At 71.1% G+C, this 16,080-nt stretch carries 17 protein-coding genes and 1 other RNA gene; 9 read left to right on the top strand and 9 right to left on the bottom strand.

The window, feature by feature from the left end; genetic code table 11:
• Positions 1-10 precede the first annotated feature (10 nt).
• The gene (gene msrA / locus P9K36_RS25980) at positions 11-667 is read left to right on the top strand and encodes a peptide-methionine (S)-S-oxide reductase MsrA (protein ID WP_043379331.1); all 657 of its coding nucleotides are present in this window, start codon (positions 11-13) and stop codon (positions 665-667) included.
• Between the two features lie 3 nt (positions 668-670).
• Here the strand turns inward: msrA and P9K36_RS25985 are convergent, their stop codons facing one another.
• The 6 genes from P9K36_RS25985 to fumC all read right to left on the bottom strand — a co-directional run bounded on the left by P9K36_RS25985 (position 671) and on the right by fumC (position 4,674).
• A complete protein-coding gene (locus tag P9K36_RS25985; protein ID WP_164706358.1) occupies positions 671-832 on the bottom strand; it encodes a hypothetical protein in 162 nt (53 codons plus the stop codon).
• 165 nt (positions 833-997) lie between these two features.
• Positions 998-1,918 (bottom strand): penicillin-insensitive murein endopeptidase, encoded by a 921-nt coding sequence (mepA, locus tag P9K36_RS25990; protein WP_043351108.1) that lies wholly within the window; start codon positions 1,916-1,918, stop codon positions 998-1,000.
• 144 nt (positions 1,919-2,062) lie between these two features.
• Complete coding sequence (locus tag P9K36_RS25995; protein WP_043351110.1) at positions 2,063-2,689, bottom strand: ParB-like protein; 627 nt, start codon at positions 2,687-2,689, stop codon at positions 2,063-2,065.
• Between the two features lie 81 nt (positions 2,690-2,770).
• Complete coding sequence (locus P9K36_RS26000; protein ID WP_043351112.1) at positions 2,771-2,995, bottom strand: ribbon-helix-helix domain-containing protein; 225 nt, start codon at positions 2,993-2,995, stop codon at positions 2,771-2,773.
• Between the two features lie 10 nt (positions 2,996-3,005).
• Positions 3,006-3,209 (bottom strand): DUF4169 family protein, encoded by a 204-nt coding sequence (locus P9K36_RS26005; protein ID WP_043351113.1) that lies wholly within the window; start codon positions 3,207-3,209, stop codon positions 3,006-3,008.
• Between the two features lie 55 nt (positions 3,210-3,264).
• Positions 3,265-4,674, bottom strand: coding sequence for a class II fumarate hydratase (gene fumC / locus P9K36_RS26010; RefSeq protein WP_043759752.1), 1,410 nt, complete (start codon positions 4,672-4,674; stop codon positions 3,265-3,267).
• Positions 4,675-4,795: 121 nt separating this feature from the next.
• On the opposite strand from fumC, the gene P9K36_RS26015 reads away from it, so the two are divergent.
• A complete protein-coding gene (locus P9K36_RS26015) occupies positions 4,796-6,184 on the top strand; it encodes a cytochrome P450 (RefSeq protein WP_043759754.1) in 1,389 nt (462 codons plus the stop codon).
• Positions 6,185-6,394: 210 nt separating this feature from the next.
• Here the strand turns inward: P9K36_RS26015 and P9K36_RS26020 are convergent, their stop codons facing one another.
• Together P9K36_RS26020 and ssrA are read right to left on the bottom strand one after the other, a co-directional pair.
• Positions 6,395-7,024 carry a ClpXP protease specificity-enhancing factor SspB gene (locus tag P9K36_RS26020; protein WP_043759756.1) on the bottom strand — a complete coding sequence of 210 codons (630 nt, stop codon included), beginning with the start codon at positions 7,022-7,024 and terminating at the stop codon, positions 6,395-6,397.
• A gap of 65 nt (positions 7,025-7,089) precedes the next feature.
• Positions 7,090-7,471: a transfer-messenger RNA gene (ssrA, locus tag P9K36_RS26025) on the bottom strand.
• Positions 7,472-7,549: 78 nt separating this feature from the next.
• On the opposite strand from ssrA, the gene P9K36_RS26030 reads away from it, so the two are divergent.
• From P9K36_RS26030 to P9K36_RS26055, 6 genes are all read left to right on the top strand, one after another.
• Positions 7,550-8,317 carry a type II CAAX endopeptidase family protein gene (locus P9K36_RS26030; protein ID WP_236952750.1) on the top strand — a complete coding sequence of 256 codons (768 nt, stop codon included), beginning with the start codon at positions 7,550-7,552 and terminating at the stop codon, positions 8,315-8,317.
• A gap of 77 nt (positions 8,318-8,394) precedes the next feature.
• Positions 8,395-9,189 carry a thymidylate synthase gene (locus P9K36_RS26035; protein WP_043348249.1) on the top strand — a complete coding sequence of 265 codons (795 nt, stop codon included), beginning with the start codon at positions 8,395-8,397 and terminating at the stop codon, positions 9,187-9,189.
• Complete coding sequence (locus tag P9K36_RS26040; RefSeq protein WP_043348252.1) at positions 9,186-9,677, top strand: dihydrofolate reductase; 492 nt, start codon at positions 9,186-9,188, stop codon at positions 9,675-9,677. The genes P9K36_RS26035 and P9K36_RS26040 overlap by 4 nt, the downstream gene beginning before the upstream one ends.
• A 284-nt stretch (positions 9,678-9,961) precedes the next feature.
• On the top strand, positions 9,962-11,146 hold the full coding sequence (gene hflK / locus P9K36_RS26045; protein ID WP_043348254.1) for an FtsH protease activity modulator HflK: 1,185 nt from the start codon (positions 9,962-9,964) through the stop codon (positions 11,144-11,146).
• On the top strand, positions 11,143-12,120 hold the full coding sequence (locus P9K36_RS26050) for a protease modulator HflC (RefSeq protein ID WP_043379318.1): 978 nt from the start codon (positions 11,143-11,145) through the stop codon (positions 12,118-12,120). The genes hflK and P9K36_RS26050 overlap by 4 nt, the downstream gene beginning before the upstream one ends.
• Before the next feature lie 116 nt (positions 12,121-12,236).
• Positions 12,237-13,775 carry a DegQ family serine endoprotease gene (locus P9K36_RS26055; RefSeq protein WP_043379315.1) on the top strand — a complete coding sequence of 513 codons (1,539 nt, stop codon included), beginning with the start codon at positions 12,237-12,239 and terminating at the stop codon, positions 13,773-13,775.
• 298 nt (positions 13,776-14,073) lie between these two features.
• Here P9K36_RS26055 and serB read toward each other — a convergent pair whose 3' ends face one another.
• Complete coding sequence (gene serB, locus P9K36_RS26060; protein WP_043759760.1) at positions 14,074-14,967, bottom strand: phosphoserine phosphatase SerB; 894 nt, start codon at positions 14,965-14,967, stop codon at positions 14,074-14,076.
• Positions 14,968-14,981: 14 nt separating this feature from the next.
• Between serB and miaA the strand changes: the two genes are divergently transcribed.
• Positions 14,982-15,902 (top strand): tRNA (adenosine(37)-N6)-dimethylallyltransferase MiaA, encoded by a 921-nt coding sequence (gene miaA, locus P9K36_RS26065; protein WP_043354877.1) that lies wholly within the window; start codon positions 14,982-14,984, stop codon positions 15,900-15,902.
• The last annotated feature ends 178 nt before the right edge of the window (positions 15,903-16,080 follow it).

Here is a 16,080-nt window from a genome sequence, read left to right on the forward strand (position 1 = left end):
AGGCAAGCCGATGTTTTCGTTCCGCAAGCGTCCCGAAATGCCGGCCCCGGCCGACGCCCTGCCGGGCCGCCCGACGCCGGTCCCGACAGCCGAGACGCATTTCGTCAACGGCAACCCGCTCAAGGGGCCGTATCCGCCGGGCATCGAGACGATCGTGCTGGGGCTCGGATGCTTCTGGGGCGCCGAGCGGCGGTTCTGGCAACTGCCCGAGGGCGTGTTCGTGACGGCGGTCGGCTATGCCGGCGGCTACACGCCGAACCCCACCTACGAGGAAGTCTGCACCGGCCAGACCGGCCACAACGAGGTCGTGCTGGTGGCCTTCGATCCGGCGGTGCTGTCCCGGGAGGCGGTGCTGCGGACCTTCTTCGAGAGCCACGACCCGACGCAGGGCATGCGCCAGGGCAACGATGTCGGCACGCAGTACCGCTCCGGCATCTACACCGTCGGCCCCGACCAGGAGGCCACGGCCCGGGCCGTGCGCGACGCCTACGCCGAGGCGCTCCGGACGCGCGGCTTCCCCGACGTCACCACCGAGATCAAGCCGCTGGAGCGGTTCTATTTCGCGGAGGCCTACCACCAGCAGTACCTCGCCAAGAACCCGGCGGGCTATTGCGGCCTGGGCGGCACCGGCGTCAGCTGCCCGGTGGGAACCGGCGTCGCCGCCTGAGCCTCACGGGCTCCGTCCGTCGGGCCGCGTCTGCGGGCCCGGCAACGGGGCGGCGCTGCCGTGCGGCGGCGGCGTGCTGTTCGGGCTGCGGAGCACGATCAGCACGCTGCCCAGCACCGAGAGGGCGACGGCGGTCGCGAAGAGGATGAAGAGCCAGCGGGGCATCCGCAGGCGTTAGCACATCGCGTCCGGCGCGCCGAGCGACCAGTCTCGCCGGGCGGATCGTTTCCGCGCCGCTCATCCCCTCGGCGGTGCCACCGTCAGCGCGGGTGGCGCGCGGACGGGTCGCCTCGCCCGCGATGGCGGCCGCCCCGCCTCCGCGCCTCCGCCCTACGGCGCCTTCAGAACCGCCCGGCAGGCGTTGGGGAGCGCGGCCATGGTCATGGCGGGCTTGGGTTTCGGCGGCACCTTCGGGGGCTTCGGATGCAGCACCGCATCCGAGAACCAGTAGCTGAGGTCGTCGCAGCCGTCGCCCGGCGGCGGCGCGCCCTGCGGCTGGCAATCCTCCTGGCCGGCCGGACAGGCGAGCCGGATATGGTAGTGGTAATTGTGCCCGTACATCGGGCGCACCTTGGACATCCAGCGGCTGCCCGCGGCGTCGCGGCACAGCGCCTTCTTGATCGCCGCGTTGACGAAGATGCGCTCCACCTCCGGCTGCTCGGCGGTGACCTTGATCAGTTGCAGGTGCGTCGGCGTCCAGACCTCCGGATCGATGTCGAGGCGGTCGCGGCGGACCATGTCGGTGGCCGAGGTCTCCTCGCGCTCCGCCCGGCTCATGCGGTGGTCGGGCATCGGCGTCAGCCAGACATCGGCGTCGATGCCGATCTGGTGCGAGGCGTGGCCGGTGATCATCGGGCCGCCCCGGGGCTGGGCCATGTCGCCCACGAGGAGGCCGGGCCAGCCGACCCGGGCCGCCTTCTGCGACAGGCGCTCGATGAAATCGACGAGGTAGGGCGTGCCCCACATCCGGTTGCGGGACGGGCGCATGACCTGCCAGTTCGGACCGTCCAGCGGCAGCGCCTCACCCCCGGAGAAGCAGCCCTTGGCATAGAAGCCGTAGATGTGCGCCGGCCCGGAGGCCGCCTTGGTGACGCGCCCGAACAGCGCCTTGGCGGGCGTCGAGGGCGCGTCCGGATGCTCCAGGGGCGGCAGGGGCTTCGGATTGACGCTGCCGCGATCCTGGGCCTGCGCGGCGGCGGGCAGGAGCAGGGCGGCGAGCGCGAGGCTCGGGGCGAAACGCGGCATCGGCATGCGGGGGCTGTTCGTCCGGCTGGAGGGGGCGGGCGCGGGCGGCCCCCCCGAACCTCGCCCAGGGGCGGGGCGTTTTTCGGGCAGACAGCCCGCCGCGTCACGCGAAACGGTCGGGCGGATCCACCGCGACGACCCGGCGGCGCCCTAGCGGATGGGGCGGGTCACCGGTCCGCACCAGCCGGGCAGGTAGTCGGCGTCCTTGGATTTCGCCAGCGCCATCGCCCGCTCCAGGGCGGAGGAGAAGTCGCCCTCGATCCGCTTCTCCTTGATGTTCCGCCGCAGGAAGTCGGCCCACAGGAACTCGCTGAACGGGGTGGTATCCTTCGCGAAGCCGCCGGCCCGGCGCAGCTCGCCGGCGAGGCTGCGGTAGGGATCGTCCGCCAGGGCATCGACCGATTTCGGGATGTCCTTGAAGTGCTGGCGCACGCCCTCGGCATCGTAGGGATGCGCCCAGGATTTGTGGTCGCACACCGTCCAGAAAGCGTCCTTGTCGAGGTAGTGCAGGTCGGCCACCACGGTGACGAGCACGCTCTCGACCCCCTCCTCGTGCAGGGCGCGGGAGAGGTGGTGATGATCGATGATGTAATGGCGCTTCTTCGGCCCGAGCAGCGTCGGGATCATATGGGCGCCGAGGAACTCCTCTTTCTTCTCGCCGTCGTATTCCCGCCAGCGCCGCCGCTTCTCCGCCACTTCACGGTAGCCCACCGTCATCTGCGTCGGGCGCAGCTCGGCGATCGGGATTGTTCTGAGCAGCGGCTCTCGGGTGGCCATGGGATCTCCTGACTGCGGGGTTTTGTCACGCGCACGTCACAAGCTATTCGGGACCGGCAGATCGGACAGGGCGCGACGCGCTCACGTTTCCGGCATCGCGCGCACGGCTTCGAGGACGAAGACCCGGATCGCCGAAGACAGGTTCTGTCCGTCGCGCCCGGCATCGATCGCCCCGATGAGGGCCTGGACGGACTGGCCCCGCGCCTCCGCGATCTCCCGCAGCGCCGCCCAGAACGGATCCTCCAGGGACACGCTGGTGCGGTGACCGGCGATCATCACGGAGTGCTTGGTGAGGCCGGCGCTCACGGGAGGCGGATCATGCGTTCGGGTCGGAATCCGGCTCGTGCCGCGCGAGGCGATGGCCCTCGTGGCGCTCGGTCTCGAGGGCCTTGCGCCGCTGCTGGAGGGTCTTGGCCTTCTTCGGCTGGCCGAAGGCGATCCGGTTGGCCTCGGCCTTCGTGTCGGCCTCGGCACGGGCCTTCGCCTTGCGGATCTGGCGCAGATTGATGATCTCGGCCACGGATCGCCTCCCGTAACCGGCGCGGGAGGCTCCGCGCCGGGACGTCACACAACAATCAGTCGGCGCTCGGCGCCAGCATCGTCTCCGGCCGGACCACGCGCTCGAACTCCGCCTCGGTGACGTAGCCGAGGCGCAGGGCCTCCTGCTTGAGGGTGGTGCCGTTCTTGTGCGCGGTCTTGGCGATCTCGGCGGCCTTGTCGTAGCCGATCGAGGGGGCGAGCGCGGTCACCAGCATGAGCGAGCGGCTCATCAGGTCGGCGATCTTGTCCTCGTTGGCCTTGATGCCGACGACGCAATTGTCGGTGAAGCTCACCGCCGCGTCGGCGAGCAGCCGCACCGATAGCAGCACCGCGTTGGCGATCACCGGCTTGAAGACGTTGAGTTCGAAATTGCCCTGGCTGCCGGCGAAGCTCACCGTCGTGCCGTTGCCGATCACCTGGGCGCAGACCATGGTCAGCGCCTCGCACTGGGTCGGGTTGACCTTGCCGGGCATGATCGAGGAGCCGGGCTCGTTCTCAGGGAGCGACAATTCGCCGAGGCCGGAGCGCGGGCCCGAGCCGAGGAAGCGGATGTCCTGGGCGATCTTGAACAGGCCGGCGGCGAGGGCCGCGAGCGCGCCCTGCGTGAACACCAGCGCGTCGTGGGTGGCCAGCGCCTCGAACTTGTTCTCGGCGGAGGTGAAGGGCAGGCCGGTCAGCTCCGCGACCTTGGCGGCGAAGCGGTCGGCGAATTCCGGATGGGCGTTGAGCCCGGTGCCGACCGCGGTGCCGCCCTGGGCGAGTGCCAGAACCCCCGGCAGGGTCGCGGCGACCCGCGAGCCGCCGAGCGCCACCTGGGCGGCGTAGCCGGAGAATTCCTGGCCCAGCGAGACCGGCGTCGCGTCCTGCAGGTGGGTGCGGCCGATCTTGACGATCGACGCGAACGCCTTGGCCTTGGCGTCCAGCGCGCCGTGCAGGTGGGAGAGCGCCGGCAGCAGGCGCCCCTGGATCTCCCGCGCCACCGCGATGTGCATGGCGGTGGGGAAGGTGTCGTTCGAGGACTGGCCGCGGTTGCAATGGTCGTTCGGGTGGACCGGCGACTTGCCGCCGCGCTGGCCGCCCAGGCGCTCGTTGGCGAGGCTCGCGATCACCTCGTTGGCGTTCATGTTCGACTGGGTGCCCGAGCCGGTCTGGTAGATGACCAGGGGGAACTCGTCGTCGTGGCGGCCCTCCACTACCTCGGCGGCCGAGGCCGCGATGGCGTCGGCGAGCGTCGCGTCGAGGGCGCCGAGATCCTTGTTCACCAGGGCGGCAGCCTGCTTCACCACCCCGAGGGCGTGGACGAGGGGCGCCGGCATCCGGTCGGTGCCGATCTTGAAGTTCTGGATCGAGCGCTGCGTCTGCGCGCCCCAGTAGCGATGCGCCGGAACCTCGATCGGCCCGAAGGTGTCGGACTCGGTGCGGGTGGCGGTCTCGGTGGGCGACATCGTGGCCTCTACGTCTGGTGCCGTGCGGTGCCTACTTAAATGAGGCGCGGGTGAATCGCGATGCCGGTTTTCCCGGTACCCCGACAAGAGCGAAGCTCTGTTCCCGCCGGACAAGGAGCCGATGAGCGCGACGATCGATCTGTCCGAACCCGCCGCCCGGTTCCGCCCCGTCGTGCCGCCGCCGCTGAAGGCGCCGCTCGGCCTGTTCGACTTCCTGCGGGCGGCCCGGAAGAATCCGATCACCACCTGGATGGACGCGCATTTCAAGCTGCCGGTGGTGGCGGCCGAGGGCGCGATGGGCCGGATCACCCTGGTGAGCGACCCGGCGCTGATCCGCTACCTGCTCATCGAGAATGCCGACGGCTACCGCAAGGACGACCTGCAGCGGCGTGTCCTCGCCCCGGGGCTCGGCAACGGTCTGCTCAGCGCCGAGGGCGACGAGTGGCGCCTCCAGCGCCGGACGCTGGCGCCGATCTTCAACGCCCGCACGGTCCAGGGCTTTTCGGAGGCGATGAACGCCGCCGGCGCCCGTCTCGGCCGCCGCCTCGTCCGCCGCGACGGCAAGCAGGTCGATGTGGCCCTTGAGATGACCCGCGTCACGCTCGACGTGCTGGAGCGGACGATCTTCACGCAAGGCCTGCCGAGCGATCCCGATGCTCTCGGCCGTGCGATCACGCGCTTCCTGGAAGCGGTCGGGCCGATCGACCCCCTCGACGTGTTCGGCGTGCCCGATTTCGTGCCGCGGATCGGCCGCCTGCGGGCCCGTCCGGCGGGCCGCTTCTTCGCCGAGGTGGTCGATGAGCTCATCGCCCGCCGCAAGGCGCTGATGGCGCGGGGGGAGGCGCCCCGGGACCTGCTGACCCTGCTGCTCGAAGCGCAGGATCCCGAGACCGGCAACGGGCTCTCGGATCTCGCCGTGAAGGCCAACATCGTCACCTTCATCGCCGCCGGGCACGAGACCACGGCCAATTCCCTGACCTGGACGCTCTACTGCCTGTCGCAGGATCCGGCCGCCCAGGCGCGGATCGAGGCCGAGGTCGATGCCGCCGGGCCGGGGGATTTTTCCGCGGAGCGTCTGCCGTTCACCCGGGCGGCGATCGAGGAGGCGATGCGCCTGTTCCCGCCGGTGCCGTTCCTCAGCCGTCAGGCGATCCGGGACGACCGGCTCGGCCGGATCAAGGTGCCGCGGGGCTCGCTGGTCATGGTGGCGCCCTGGGTGCTCCACCGCCATCATCTGCTGTGGGAGGATCCGGAGGCCTTCGTGCCGGAGCGGTTCCTGCCCGAGAACCGCGACACGATTCCGCGCTTCGCCTATCTGCCGTTCGGGGCGGGGCCGCGGATCTGCATCGGCCAGAGCTTCTCGATTCAGGAGGCCGTGATCGTGCTGGCGCATGTGGTGCGGGCGGTGCGCTTCCGGCTGCCGGCGGATCATCCGCCGGTGACGCCGCTCCACCGGGTGACGCTGCGGCCGGAGCACGGCTTGCGCATGGACGCGGTGGCGCGGGGCTAGGCCGGGCCCGGTCACCGTGCCGCGGTGCAGGCCGGCGCCCTTCAGCAGGACGGCCGGAGGGGACGGGCGACCGAATCTGATCGACGGTCTCGAGGGTCGCGGATCGCTTGGCGATCGGGCGCGGGCTCCCCGCAGCCGCCGACAGCATCGACGGCGCGACCGTGTCGTCCCCCGTACGACGCCCGGCCGTCGATCCGGCCCGGGAGACGCTCAGCTCTTCTTGCGGAAGGCGTCCAGGCTCACGACCTCGGCGCTGCCCTCCTCGCCCTCCTTCTTGGCGGCGGGGCGGGGGGCCTTGTCGTCGGACTTGCCGGCGGCTTTCTCGCCCTGAGCGGCGGGAGCGGGCAGCCCCTTCGGCGCGCCGGAGCCGATCGTGGCGAGACCGGCGCTCTTGGGCCGCACCTCGCCGGGTTCCGAGCCGGCCCCGCGCGGGCCGGGCTTGGCCGCCGGGGCGGCGTTCGCCTCCTCGGGGGTCTCGCCGGCTTCGCTGAGATCGAACTTCAGGCCGAACTGCACGGAGGGATCGAAGAAGCCCGACAGGGCGTCGAACGGCACCAGCAGCCGCTCCGGCACCCCCGAGAAGGACAGGCCGACTTCGAAGGCGTGCTCGGTGACGTTGAGGTCCCAGAACTGGTGCTGCAGGACGATCGTCATGTCCTGCGGGTACTTCTCCCGCAGGGCCTGCGAGATCCGCACGCCGGGCGCTTCCGTCCGGAACGAGACGTAGAAGTGATGCTCGCCCATCAGGCCCTCGCGGGCCGCGTCGGTCAGCACCTTGCGGACCACGCCGCGCAGGGCGTCCTGTACCAGTAGATCGTAGCGGATGAGGTCGTCTGCCATCTGCGGTTGCGCTCTCGCCCGGTCTGCCCGGCGCCCCGCCGCGGATGGCTGGACCGAGGATTGGAAGTGGAGGCTTCTGTTGCCAGGTGCCTCCGAACCCCGCCTATGCGGTGCTACCCGCTAGGACTTTAGGTCGGTATTGGGGACCGCTTACGCGGCCACCGCCACCGGAGCAAAGTTGTCGTTGGCAACTATTGCAAAGGCCCGATAACGGCGGAACCATGCCGAGCGAAAGTCCAACCTTTACGCCCTCGTCGATCCTATTTCGCCCCCGCCAAAGCCCAGGCTAAGATCACGCGCCTTGCGGCAGCATGTCCTGGGCTCGGGTGGAGGCGCCGGGTACCGCCCCCGGGTCCGATAGGTTTATTGCGAAGAACGTTTATCGCCATAGCCGGCCTCGCGACCGGCTCCCAAGATATAGAGGGGATCGGTCCGGTTTTGAAGCCCGATCGTGTCGCGCCGCCGTCTCATTTGGAGCCTCCGGGTGAGGCTGTTGCCGGAAGCGCGCAGTCGTCTTCCGGCGCGGTGGCCGACGCCCCTCGTCCCGGCATCTGGTCGGCGGCCTGGCATCTCGGCGGGCTGGTCGCGCTCGTCGTCTTCTATCTCGGCGCCGCGAGCCTGCTCGCGCTGGCGGTCGTGCGCGTCGGGTTCGATCTGTGGAGCGGGATCGATCCGTTCCTGCCGCCGGAGCGGCGCCCGTTCCTCGGTGCGGTGGAGCTGACCCACCGTGCCTTCGCCACGGACGTCCTGCGTCAGGTGTTCCTCGCCGTTCTGGTGGTGGGTGCGGCCTGGTGGCGCGACCGGACCGGCTGGCGCCGCCGCCTCGCCCTCGACCGCGAGCGCCCGAACGGGATGCGGCCCGTCGCCCTGCTGGGGCTCCTCCTCGTCTGGCCGGTTCTGCACATCGCCTGGGTCACCGGCACCGCGGAACTGTTCGGTGCCAGCTTCGGCCAGCACGTGCGGCTGTCCCCGTTCATGAGCCAGGCCGCGGTGGCGGCGTGGCTCGCCTATCTGGCGATCCTGGCGCCCGTGGCCGAGGAGCTGCTGCTGCGCGGCGAGGCCTTCGCCCGTGCCCGGGCGGTGCTGGGGCCGGCGGGGGCGATCCTGGTCACGGCGGTCATCTTCGCCGCCGCCCACATCTCCTCCTGGGGGCTCGCCCGGCCGGTCTCCCTGCTGCCGCTCGCCCTGGCGCTCGGCTGGCTGCGCTGGCGGACCGGCCGGCTCTGGCCCGGGATCGCCCTGCACGGCTGGTCGAACCTCGCCCTCGTAACCTACCTGCTCTGGCCGGCCTGACCGCCAGCTGGTGACGGCGGTGGACAGATGTCGGCGGCGCGCTTGCCCGCCGTCGCGTCGGCGCGCAGGAATGACCGATGGACGCTTATCAGGACCTGCTCCGGCGCATCCTCGACGAGGGCGTGGCCAAGGACGACCGCACCGGCACCGGCACGCTCTCGGTGTTCGGCCACCAGATGCGCTTCGACCTGTCGGCCGGCTTCCCGCTGGTCACCACGAAGCGGCTGCACCTGCGCTCGATCATCCACGAGCTGCTCTGGTTCCTGACGGGCGATACCAACGTGGCCGCGCTCCAAGCCAACGGCGTGACGATCTGGGACGAGTGGGCCGACGCGCACGGCGATCTCGGGCCGGTCTACGGCAAGCAGTGGCGCTCCTGGGAGAAGCCCGGCGGCGGCACCGTCGACCAGATCGCCTGGGTGCTCGACGAGATCCGGCGCAACCCCGATTCCCGCCGCCTGATCGTCTCGGCCTGGAACCCGGCCGACCTCGACCGGATGGCGCTCGCCCCCTGCCACTGCCTGTTCCAGTTCTACGTGAGCGAGGGGCGGCTCTCCTGCCAGCTCTACCAGCGCTCGGCGGACGCCTTCCTCGGCGTGCCCTTCAACATCGCGAGCTACGCCCTGCTGACCCACATGATCGCCCAGGTGACCGGCCTCGGGGTCGGCGACTTCGTCCACACCTTCGGCGACGCGCATCTCTACCGGAATCACCTGGAGCAGACCCGGACCCTGCTGGGCCGGACCCCGCGCCCGCTGCCGCAGCTGCGGCTCAACCCGGAGGTCCGCGACCTCTTCGCCTTCCGGTACGAGGACATCGCCATTGCGGGCTACGAGCCGCACCCGGCCATCGCGGCCCCGGTGGCGGTATGAGCCCGATCGTCTCCCTGGTCGCCGCGGTCGCCCGCAACGGCGTGATCGGCCGCGACAACGGCCTCGCCTGGCATCTCTCCAGCGACCTGAAGCGCTTCAAGGCCCTGACCATGGGCAAGCCGATGCTGATGGGCCGGCGGACCTGGGATTCGATCGGCAGGCCCCTGCCGGGGCGTCGCACCCTGGTGCTCACCCGGGATGCCGGCTTCCGCGCCGAGGGGGTCGAGACCGTCCATGACTGGCCCTCCGCGCTGGCGGCCGCCGCCGGGGCGGAGCTGATGGTGGTGGGCGGGGCCGAGATCTATGCGCTCGCGCTCCCGCAGGCCGACCGGCTCCATCTCACCGAGGTCGAGGCCGAGCCCGAGGGCGACGTGCGCTTCCCGGCCTTCGACCGCGGTCGCTTCCGGGAGACGTTCCGCGAGGCGCATCCGGCGGGACCCCGGGACGAGCACGCCTTCGCGTTCGTCGATTGGGAGCGCGTCCGCTGAGGCGCGCCGCCGCAATTGCGTTCCATGCCGCGCATGCCCACCTGCCAGCCTTGACAGCACGGGGCGCGCGCCCGCAGGTGCCTGTCGGGTGCGCGTGCTCACGCCGGGCCTGCGCATCCTGCGGGAAGATGCGTGCGTGCAGGCTCTTAAGGCTTGAGGCCGGATGCGGTCGCCTCGCGATCGATCCGGATGGCCGGGACTAGGCGGGCGAGCGTGGCCGTTCAGGCAGGGGGCGCCGGCCGGGGTATGGGCCGGGCGCGGACAGGCAGGAGACGACGTCTAGGATGCCTTGGAGCAATCAGAGCGGCGGCGGGGGCCCGTGGGGCCGGCCCGGCGGCAACGGCGGCGGTCCCTGGGGTGGTGGCGGCGGCGGCGGCAAGACGCCGCCGAATCTTGAGGACCTGCTCCGGCGCGGGCAGGACCGCCTGCGCGGTCTGATCCCGGGCGGCGGTGGCGGCTCGGGCGGCTACGGGGGCGGCGGCGCGCAGGGCGTCGGCGGCGGCCGCAGCGCGGCGGTGATCGCCGTGCTCGCCGTCGCGATCTGGCTCGCCACCGGCTTCTACACCGTCTACCCCCGTCAGGTCGGCATCGAGACGATCTTCGGCCGCTATGTCGGCACCAAGGGCGAGGGCCTGCGCTACAACTTCCCCTATCCGATCGGCGGGGTGGTGAAGCCGGATGTCGGCTCCCAGAACTCGATCCAGATCGGTTTCCGCGCCGGTCCGAACGGCCAGGGCCGCACCCGCGACGTGCCGGACGAGAGCCTGATGCTCACCGGCGACGAGAACATCGTCGATCTCGATTTCGAGGTGCAGTGGCGGGTCAACCCGCTGAAGGCCTCCGACTTCGTGTTCAACCTCCAGAACCCGGAGGGCACCATCAAGGCGATCTCCGAGAGCGCGATGCGCGAGGTGATCGGCCGCCGCAACATCCAGGCGATCCTCACCAACGAGCAGTCGAGCATCGCCCAGGAGGTGAAGGAGATGGTCCAGAAGGCGCTCGACGAGTACGGCGCCGGCGTGCGCATCGAGGTGGTGCAGCTCGTCTCGGTCAATCCGCCGCCGGAGGTGCGCCCCGCCTTCATCGACGTGAACGCGGCCCAGCAGGACGCCGACACGGCGCAGAACGAGGCCAAGACCTACGCGAGCCGCGAAGTGCCGCAGGCCCGCGGCAAGGCGTCCCAGATCGTCCAGCAGGCCGAGGCCTACCGGACCAAGGCGACCGCCGACGCCACCGGCCAGGCGGCCCGCTTCAGCGAGGTCTACGCCTCCTACAAGGCCGCCCCGGCGATCAGCCGCGAGCGGATCTTCCTGGAGACGATGGAAAAGGTACTGGGGTCCGTGAACAAGGTGATCATCGACCAGAACGGGACGCAGCCCGGGGCGGCGACCGCCGCCGGCGTGCTGCCGGTGCTGCCGCTCTCCGAGTTCGGCGCCCGCGCCCAGACCCAGACGGGAGCCGCCCGATGAAGCAGGCTCTCCGCACCGGCCTGATCGCGATCGCGGCGATCGTCGCGATCGGCCTCTACGCGTCGATCTTCACCGTCGGCCAGATGCAGCAGGCCCTGGTCCTGCAGTTCGGCCGCGTCCGCGCCGTCCTCAACGCCACCGGCGAGGAGAAGCCCGGCCTGTACTTCAAGATCCCGTTCATGGAGAACGTGGTCCTGTTCGACAAGCGCGTGCTCGACCTCGACCTGCCGGTGCAGACGGTGCTCACCGCCGACCGGCAGAACCTGGAGGTGGACGCCTTCGCCCGCTACCGGATCCTCGACCCGCTCCGCTTCTACCAGGCGGTGGGCAATATCGGGCTCGCCAACCAGCGGCTCGCGAGCTTCACCAATTCCGGCCTGCGCAACGTGCTCGCCCGCTCGACCCGCGACGCCATCGTGAAGACCGACCGCGGCCAGCTAATGCACCAGATCCAGGAGGACGTGAACCGGCAGGCCAAGGCACTGGGCATCGAGATCGTCGACCTGCGCATGACCCGCGTCGATCTGCCCGCGCAGAATTCGGCCGCCGTCTACCGCCGGATGAAGACCGAGCGCGAGCGCGAGGCCGCCGACATCCGCGCCAACGGCGACCAGATCGCCGCCACGATCCGCGCCAAGGCCGACCGCGAGGTCACGGTGATCCTCGCCGACGCGACGCAGACCTCCGAGCAGCTGCGCGGACAGGGTGACGCGGACAAGAACCGCATCCTCGCCGAGGCGTTCGGCAAGGATGCGGACTTCTTCAGCTTCTACCGCTCGATGCAGGCCTACGAGAGCGGGCTGAAGGGATCCGACACCCGTCTGGTGATCAGCCCGACTTCGGACTTCTTCCGGTACTTCAGCGACCCGCAGGGCCGGCCCCCGGCCCCGGCGGCCCGCGGGCCGCGCGGACCGGCCGATCCGAGCGCCGCCACCGGGTCCACCACCGGGTCCGCGGCCGGGACGGCACGCTGATCGGGATGCGAGTTGGCGCCCCGGCGTCCGGAGACTACCTTGCAGGAAAACCCGCGGGCCCCCGATCGTCGGTCGAGGCCCGCGGCGCCGGAAACGCGTTCTTGAAGAGGTCGACCATGCACCCCGTCGCGAGCGCCCCCGTGGCGCCCTTCGGCCGCGCCACCGCGCAGCCCCGTTCCCGCGCCCGCGCGCTGATGGCCTCGATCCTGATCGGCGCCTCCGTAGCCGCGGCCGCCCTGCCGGTTCCCGCCCTCGCCAAGGGGCCGGCCTCGCTCGCGGATCTCGCCGAGCAGGTCACCGACGCGGTGGTCAACATCTCCGCCTCCACCACCGTGGAGGCCCGCGGCGGCCGCGCCATGCCGCAGGTCCCCCCGGGCACCCCGTTCGAGGACCTGTTCGAGGAATTCTTCAACCGGCGCGGAGGCCGCGGCGGCGGCGGTGGTGACGGCGAGGCGCCGCGCGCGCAGCGCAAGTCCAATTCCCTGGGCTCCGGCTTCATCATCGACGCCGCCGGCCTCGTGGTGACGAACAACCACGTCATCGGCGACGCCAACGACATCCAGGTCATCCTGCACGACGGCACCAAGCTCAAGGCCGAGATCGTCGGCAAGGATTCGAAGATCGATCTCGCGGTCCTGCGGGTGAAGCCCCCGGCCGATCACCCGCTGAAGGCGGTGCCGTTCGGCGATTCGGATAAGATGCGCCCGGGCGACTGGGTCATCGCCATCGGCAATCCGTTCGGGCTCGGCGGCTCGGTCTCGGCCGGCATCGTCTCGGCCCGGGGCCGTAACATCGAGTCCGGACCCTACGACAACTACATTCAGACCGACGCGGCCATCAACAAGGGCAATTCCGGCGGTCCGCTGTTCAACATGGACGGCGAGGTGATCGGCATCAACACGGCGATCCTGTCGCCGACCGGCGGCTCGGTGGGCATCGGCTTCGCGGTCCCGTCGGGTACGGCCAAGCCCGTGATCGATCAGCTCCGCGATTTCGGCGAGGTCCGCCGCGGCTGGCTCGGCGTCCGCATCCAGAACGTCGACGACACCACCGCCGAGGCGCTCAACCTCAAGGGCGGGGCGCGGGGCGCCCTGGTGGCCGGCGTCGACGAGAAGGGTCCGGCCAAGACCGCCGGGATCGAGGTGGGCGACGTGATCCTGAAGTTCAACGGTGCGCCGGTGAAGGCCTCCGGCGACCTGCCGCGGATCGTGGCCTCGACCCCCGTGGGTCAGAAGGTCGACGTGGTCGTGGTCCGCAAGGGCGAGGAGGTGACGAAGCCCGTCACCCTCGGCCGCCTGGAGGACAGCGACAAGCCGCAGCTCGCCAACCTGCGCCAGCCGGAGCCCGAGAGCGCCACCCGGCAGGCGCTGGGCCTCAACCTCTCCGGCATGACCGACGAGCTGCGCAAGAAGTTCTCCATCAAGGACACCGTGAAGGGCGTGGTCGTCACCCGGGTCGACCCGAACTCGACGGCGGCCGACAAGCGGATCCAGCCCGGCGAGGTGATCGTCGAGGTCGGCCAGGAGGCGGTGAGCACCCCGGCGGAGGTGACCAAGCGGATCGACGCCCTGAAGAAGGATGGGCGCAAGTCGGTGCTGCTGCTGGTGGCGAGCGCCACAGGCGACGTCCGTTTCGTGGCCGTCGGGCTGGACTGAGCGCTGTCCCACGCGAGATCGAAGGCCGTCGCTTCGCGAGGAGCGGCGGCCTTCCTGCGTTCAGGACACCCGTGGTGCCGCGGCGCGGCACGCCGGTGCCGCGAGGCGCAGCGGTTCGCGAACCAACCGGAGATCGAGAAGCTCCGCGTATCGACACGCTCTGACATCGCGGCCGCGATGGGCGCCGTCGCCTGCGCGAAGGTCGAGCCGGTGCGCCGGCGGGTCGGTGCGATCGGCGTTCAGGCCCCGGCCGTTCCGGGCGCGGTCCGCGCCCCGACCCGCACCCTTCAGTGAGGGCTCACCCCACGAACTCCGCCGCCGCATAGCCCTGCAGGTACAGGAGCGCGGTGAGGTCGCCGTGCTCGACCCGGACCCGCGCCGCGGCGGCGACCGCGGGCTTCGCGCGGAACGCCACGCCGAGGCCGGCCTCGGTCAGCATGTCGAGATCGTTGGCCCCGTCGCCCACCGCCAGCGTCTCCGCAGGGCCGAGGGACAGCGCCTCACGGAGTTCGATCAGCGCCGCGCGCTTCTCGGCCTTCCCGACGATCGGATCCTCCACGAAGCCGGTGAGCCGTCCGTCCGCCACGCCCAACAGGTTGGACCGGTGCTCATCGAAGCCGATCATCGCCGCGATCGGGCCGGTGAACAGGGTGAAGCCGCCCGAGACGAGACAGGTGTGGGCGCCGTGCGCCCGCATCGTCCGCACCAGGGTGCGGCCGCCCGGGGTCAGGGTCAGGTGCTCGGCGATCAGCCCGTCGACCGCACCGACCGGGATGTCCTTCAGGAGCGCCACGCGCTCGCGCAGCGCCGGCTCGAAGGCGATCTCCCCGCGCATCGCCCGCTCGGTGATCGTCGCGACATGATCCTTGAGGCCGAGCGTTCCGGCGAGCTCGTCGATGCATTCCTGCTCGATCATGGTGGAATCCATGTCGGCCAGGAACAGGCGCTTGCGCCGGTGCGCGTCGGCGGGGAGCACGGCGAGGTCGATGGGTTCACCGGCGAGGGCCGTCCGCAGCGCGTCGGTGAGGGACGCCGCGGCGGCGGGCTCGCCCGAAACGAGCAGCTCGGCCGCCACCGCGCCGTGCAGGATCCGGGGCTGGTGCTCCGTCCGCAGCACCGCGCGGGCCTCGGCCAGCACCGCATCGGTGATGGACGGCCGATCCGGGTTTGCTATCAGGACCGCGACCAGCATCGTGGAGTTTCACCTTGCCGCCAGACCGGGAGGAAGCCGGGGGGCGCCCGGCGGCGATCCTCATCGCAGGGCCCACCGCGTCGGGCAAGTCGGCGCTGGCCGCCCGGCTGGCGGAGCGTCACGGCGGCGTGGTGATCAACACCGATTCCATGCAGGTCTACGGCGACCTGCGGCGCCTCACCGCCCGGCCCGACCCGGACGAGGAGGCACGGGTGCCCCACCGGCTCTACGGGCATGTCGACGGCGCCGTGAACTATTCCGTGGGGCATTTTTCACGGGATGTGGCGGCGCTGCTGACGACGCTCGACGGGCAAAGGCCGGTCTTCGTCGGCGGCACGGGCCTGTACTTCCGGGCGCTGGAGCAGGGGTTTTCGGAGCTGCCGCCGGTGCCCGAGGCCGTGCGCGCGCAGGTGCGGGCGGAGGCCGAGGGCCGTCCCACCGAGGCGCTGCACGCCGACCTCGCCCGCCACGATCCCGAGGGCGCCGCCCGCCTGCGCCCGAGCGACCGGATGCGGGTGATGCGGGCCCTGGAGATTTTTCTCGCCACCGGCCGGCCGATCGCGAGCTTCTACGGCGATCCGATACCCGGGCCGCTCGCCGGGTGGGCCCTCGAAAAAATCTTCCTGGCCCCCGACCGCGCCGTGTTGCGCGCCCGCATCGACGCCCGCTTCCGGACCATGATCGCCGAAGGGGCGCTGGACGAGGTCGCCCGCCTGCACAGGCGAAACCTCGACCCGCTGCTGCCGGTGATGCGCGCCCACGGCGTGCCGGGCCTGATCGCGTATCTCGAGGGGGCGATCGGACTCGAGGAGGCGATCGTCCGGGGACAGGCGGATACCCGGGCCTACGCCAAGCGCCAGTTCACGTGGTTCCGCCACCAGATGGGGGAGGACTGGCGCTGGATGGATCCGGAGGAGGCCGCGGCGGCGCTGTGAGGCTTCCCGCGGGCTCCCTCCCCGTGCGGGTGAGGGAGCCCGGCTTCCGGAGAAGGCAGGGCCTGCACGCGGAGCAGAATCCTGTTCTGTGCGGATGCTGTCCTCGCCCGACACCCCCTCTCCCGCGACGGGGCGAGGGAGGGGGTACACGGGGCCGTTTCCGACCCCTCCGGACCGC

The sequence above is a fragment of the Methylobacterium sp. 391_Methyba4 genome (assembly GCF_029691625.1).
Lineage (GTDB): Bacteria > Pseudomonadota > Alphaproteobacteria > Rhizobiales > Beijerinckiaceae > Methylobacterium > Methylobacterium fujisawaense.

Excerpts from the sequence above, each read along its gene's own strand:
- P9K36_RS25995 (WP_043351110.1), bottom strand. The coding sequence starts at position 2,689 with ATGGCCACCCGAGAGCCGCTGCTCAGAACAATCCCGATCGCCGAGCTG.
- msrA (WP_043379331.1), top strand. The coding sequence starts at position 11 with ATGTTTTCGTTCCGCAAGCGTCCCGAAATGCCGGCCCCGGCCGACGCC.
- mepA (WP_043351108.1), bottom strand. The coding sequence starts at position 1,918 with ATGCCGATGCCGCGTTTCGCCCCGAGCCTCGCGCTCGCCGCCCTGCTC.
- P9K36_RS26035 (WP_043348249.1), top strand. The coding sequence starts at position 8,395 with ATGGACGCTTATCAGGACCTGCTCCGGCGCATCCTCGACGAGGGCGTG.
- P9K36_RS26040 (WP_043348252.1), top strand. The coding sequence starts at position 9,186 with ATGAGCCCGATCGTCTCCCTGGTCGCCGCGGTCGCCCGCAACGGCGTG.
- P9K36_RS26020 (WP_043759756.1), bottom strand. The coding sequence starts at position 7,024 with ATGGCAGACGACCTCATCCGCTACGATCTACTGGTACAGGACGCCCTG.
- P9K36_RS26015 (WP_043759754.1), top strand. The coding sequence starts at position 4,796 with ATGAGCGCGACGATCGATCTGTCCGAACCCGCCGCCCGGTTCCGCCCC.
- P9K36_RS26055 (WP_043379315.1), top strand. The coding sequence starts at position 12,237 with ATGCACCCCGTCGCGAGCGCCCCCGTGGCGCCCTTCGGCCGCGCCACC.
- serB (WP_043759760.1), bottom strand. The coding sequence starts at position 14,967 with ATGCTGGTCGCGGTCCTGATAGCAAACCCGGATCGGCCGTCCATCACC.
- hflK (WP_043348254.1), top strand. The coding sequence starts at position 9,962 with ATGCCTTGGAGCAATCAGAGCGGCGGCGGGGGCCCGTGGGGCCGGCCC.
- P9K36_RS25985 (WP_164706358.1), bottom strand. The coding sequence starts at position 832 with ATGCCCCGCTGGCTCTTCATCCTCTTCGCGACCGCCGTCGCCCTCTCG.
- fumC (WP_043759752.1), bottom strand. The coding sequence starts at position 4,674 with ATGTCGCCCACCGAGACCGCCACCCGCACCGAGTCCGACACCTTCGGG.
- P9K36_RS26050 (WP_043379318.1), top strand. The coding sequence starts at position 11,143 with ATGAAGCAGGCTCTCCGCACCGGCCTGATCGCGATCGCGGCGATCGTC.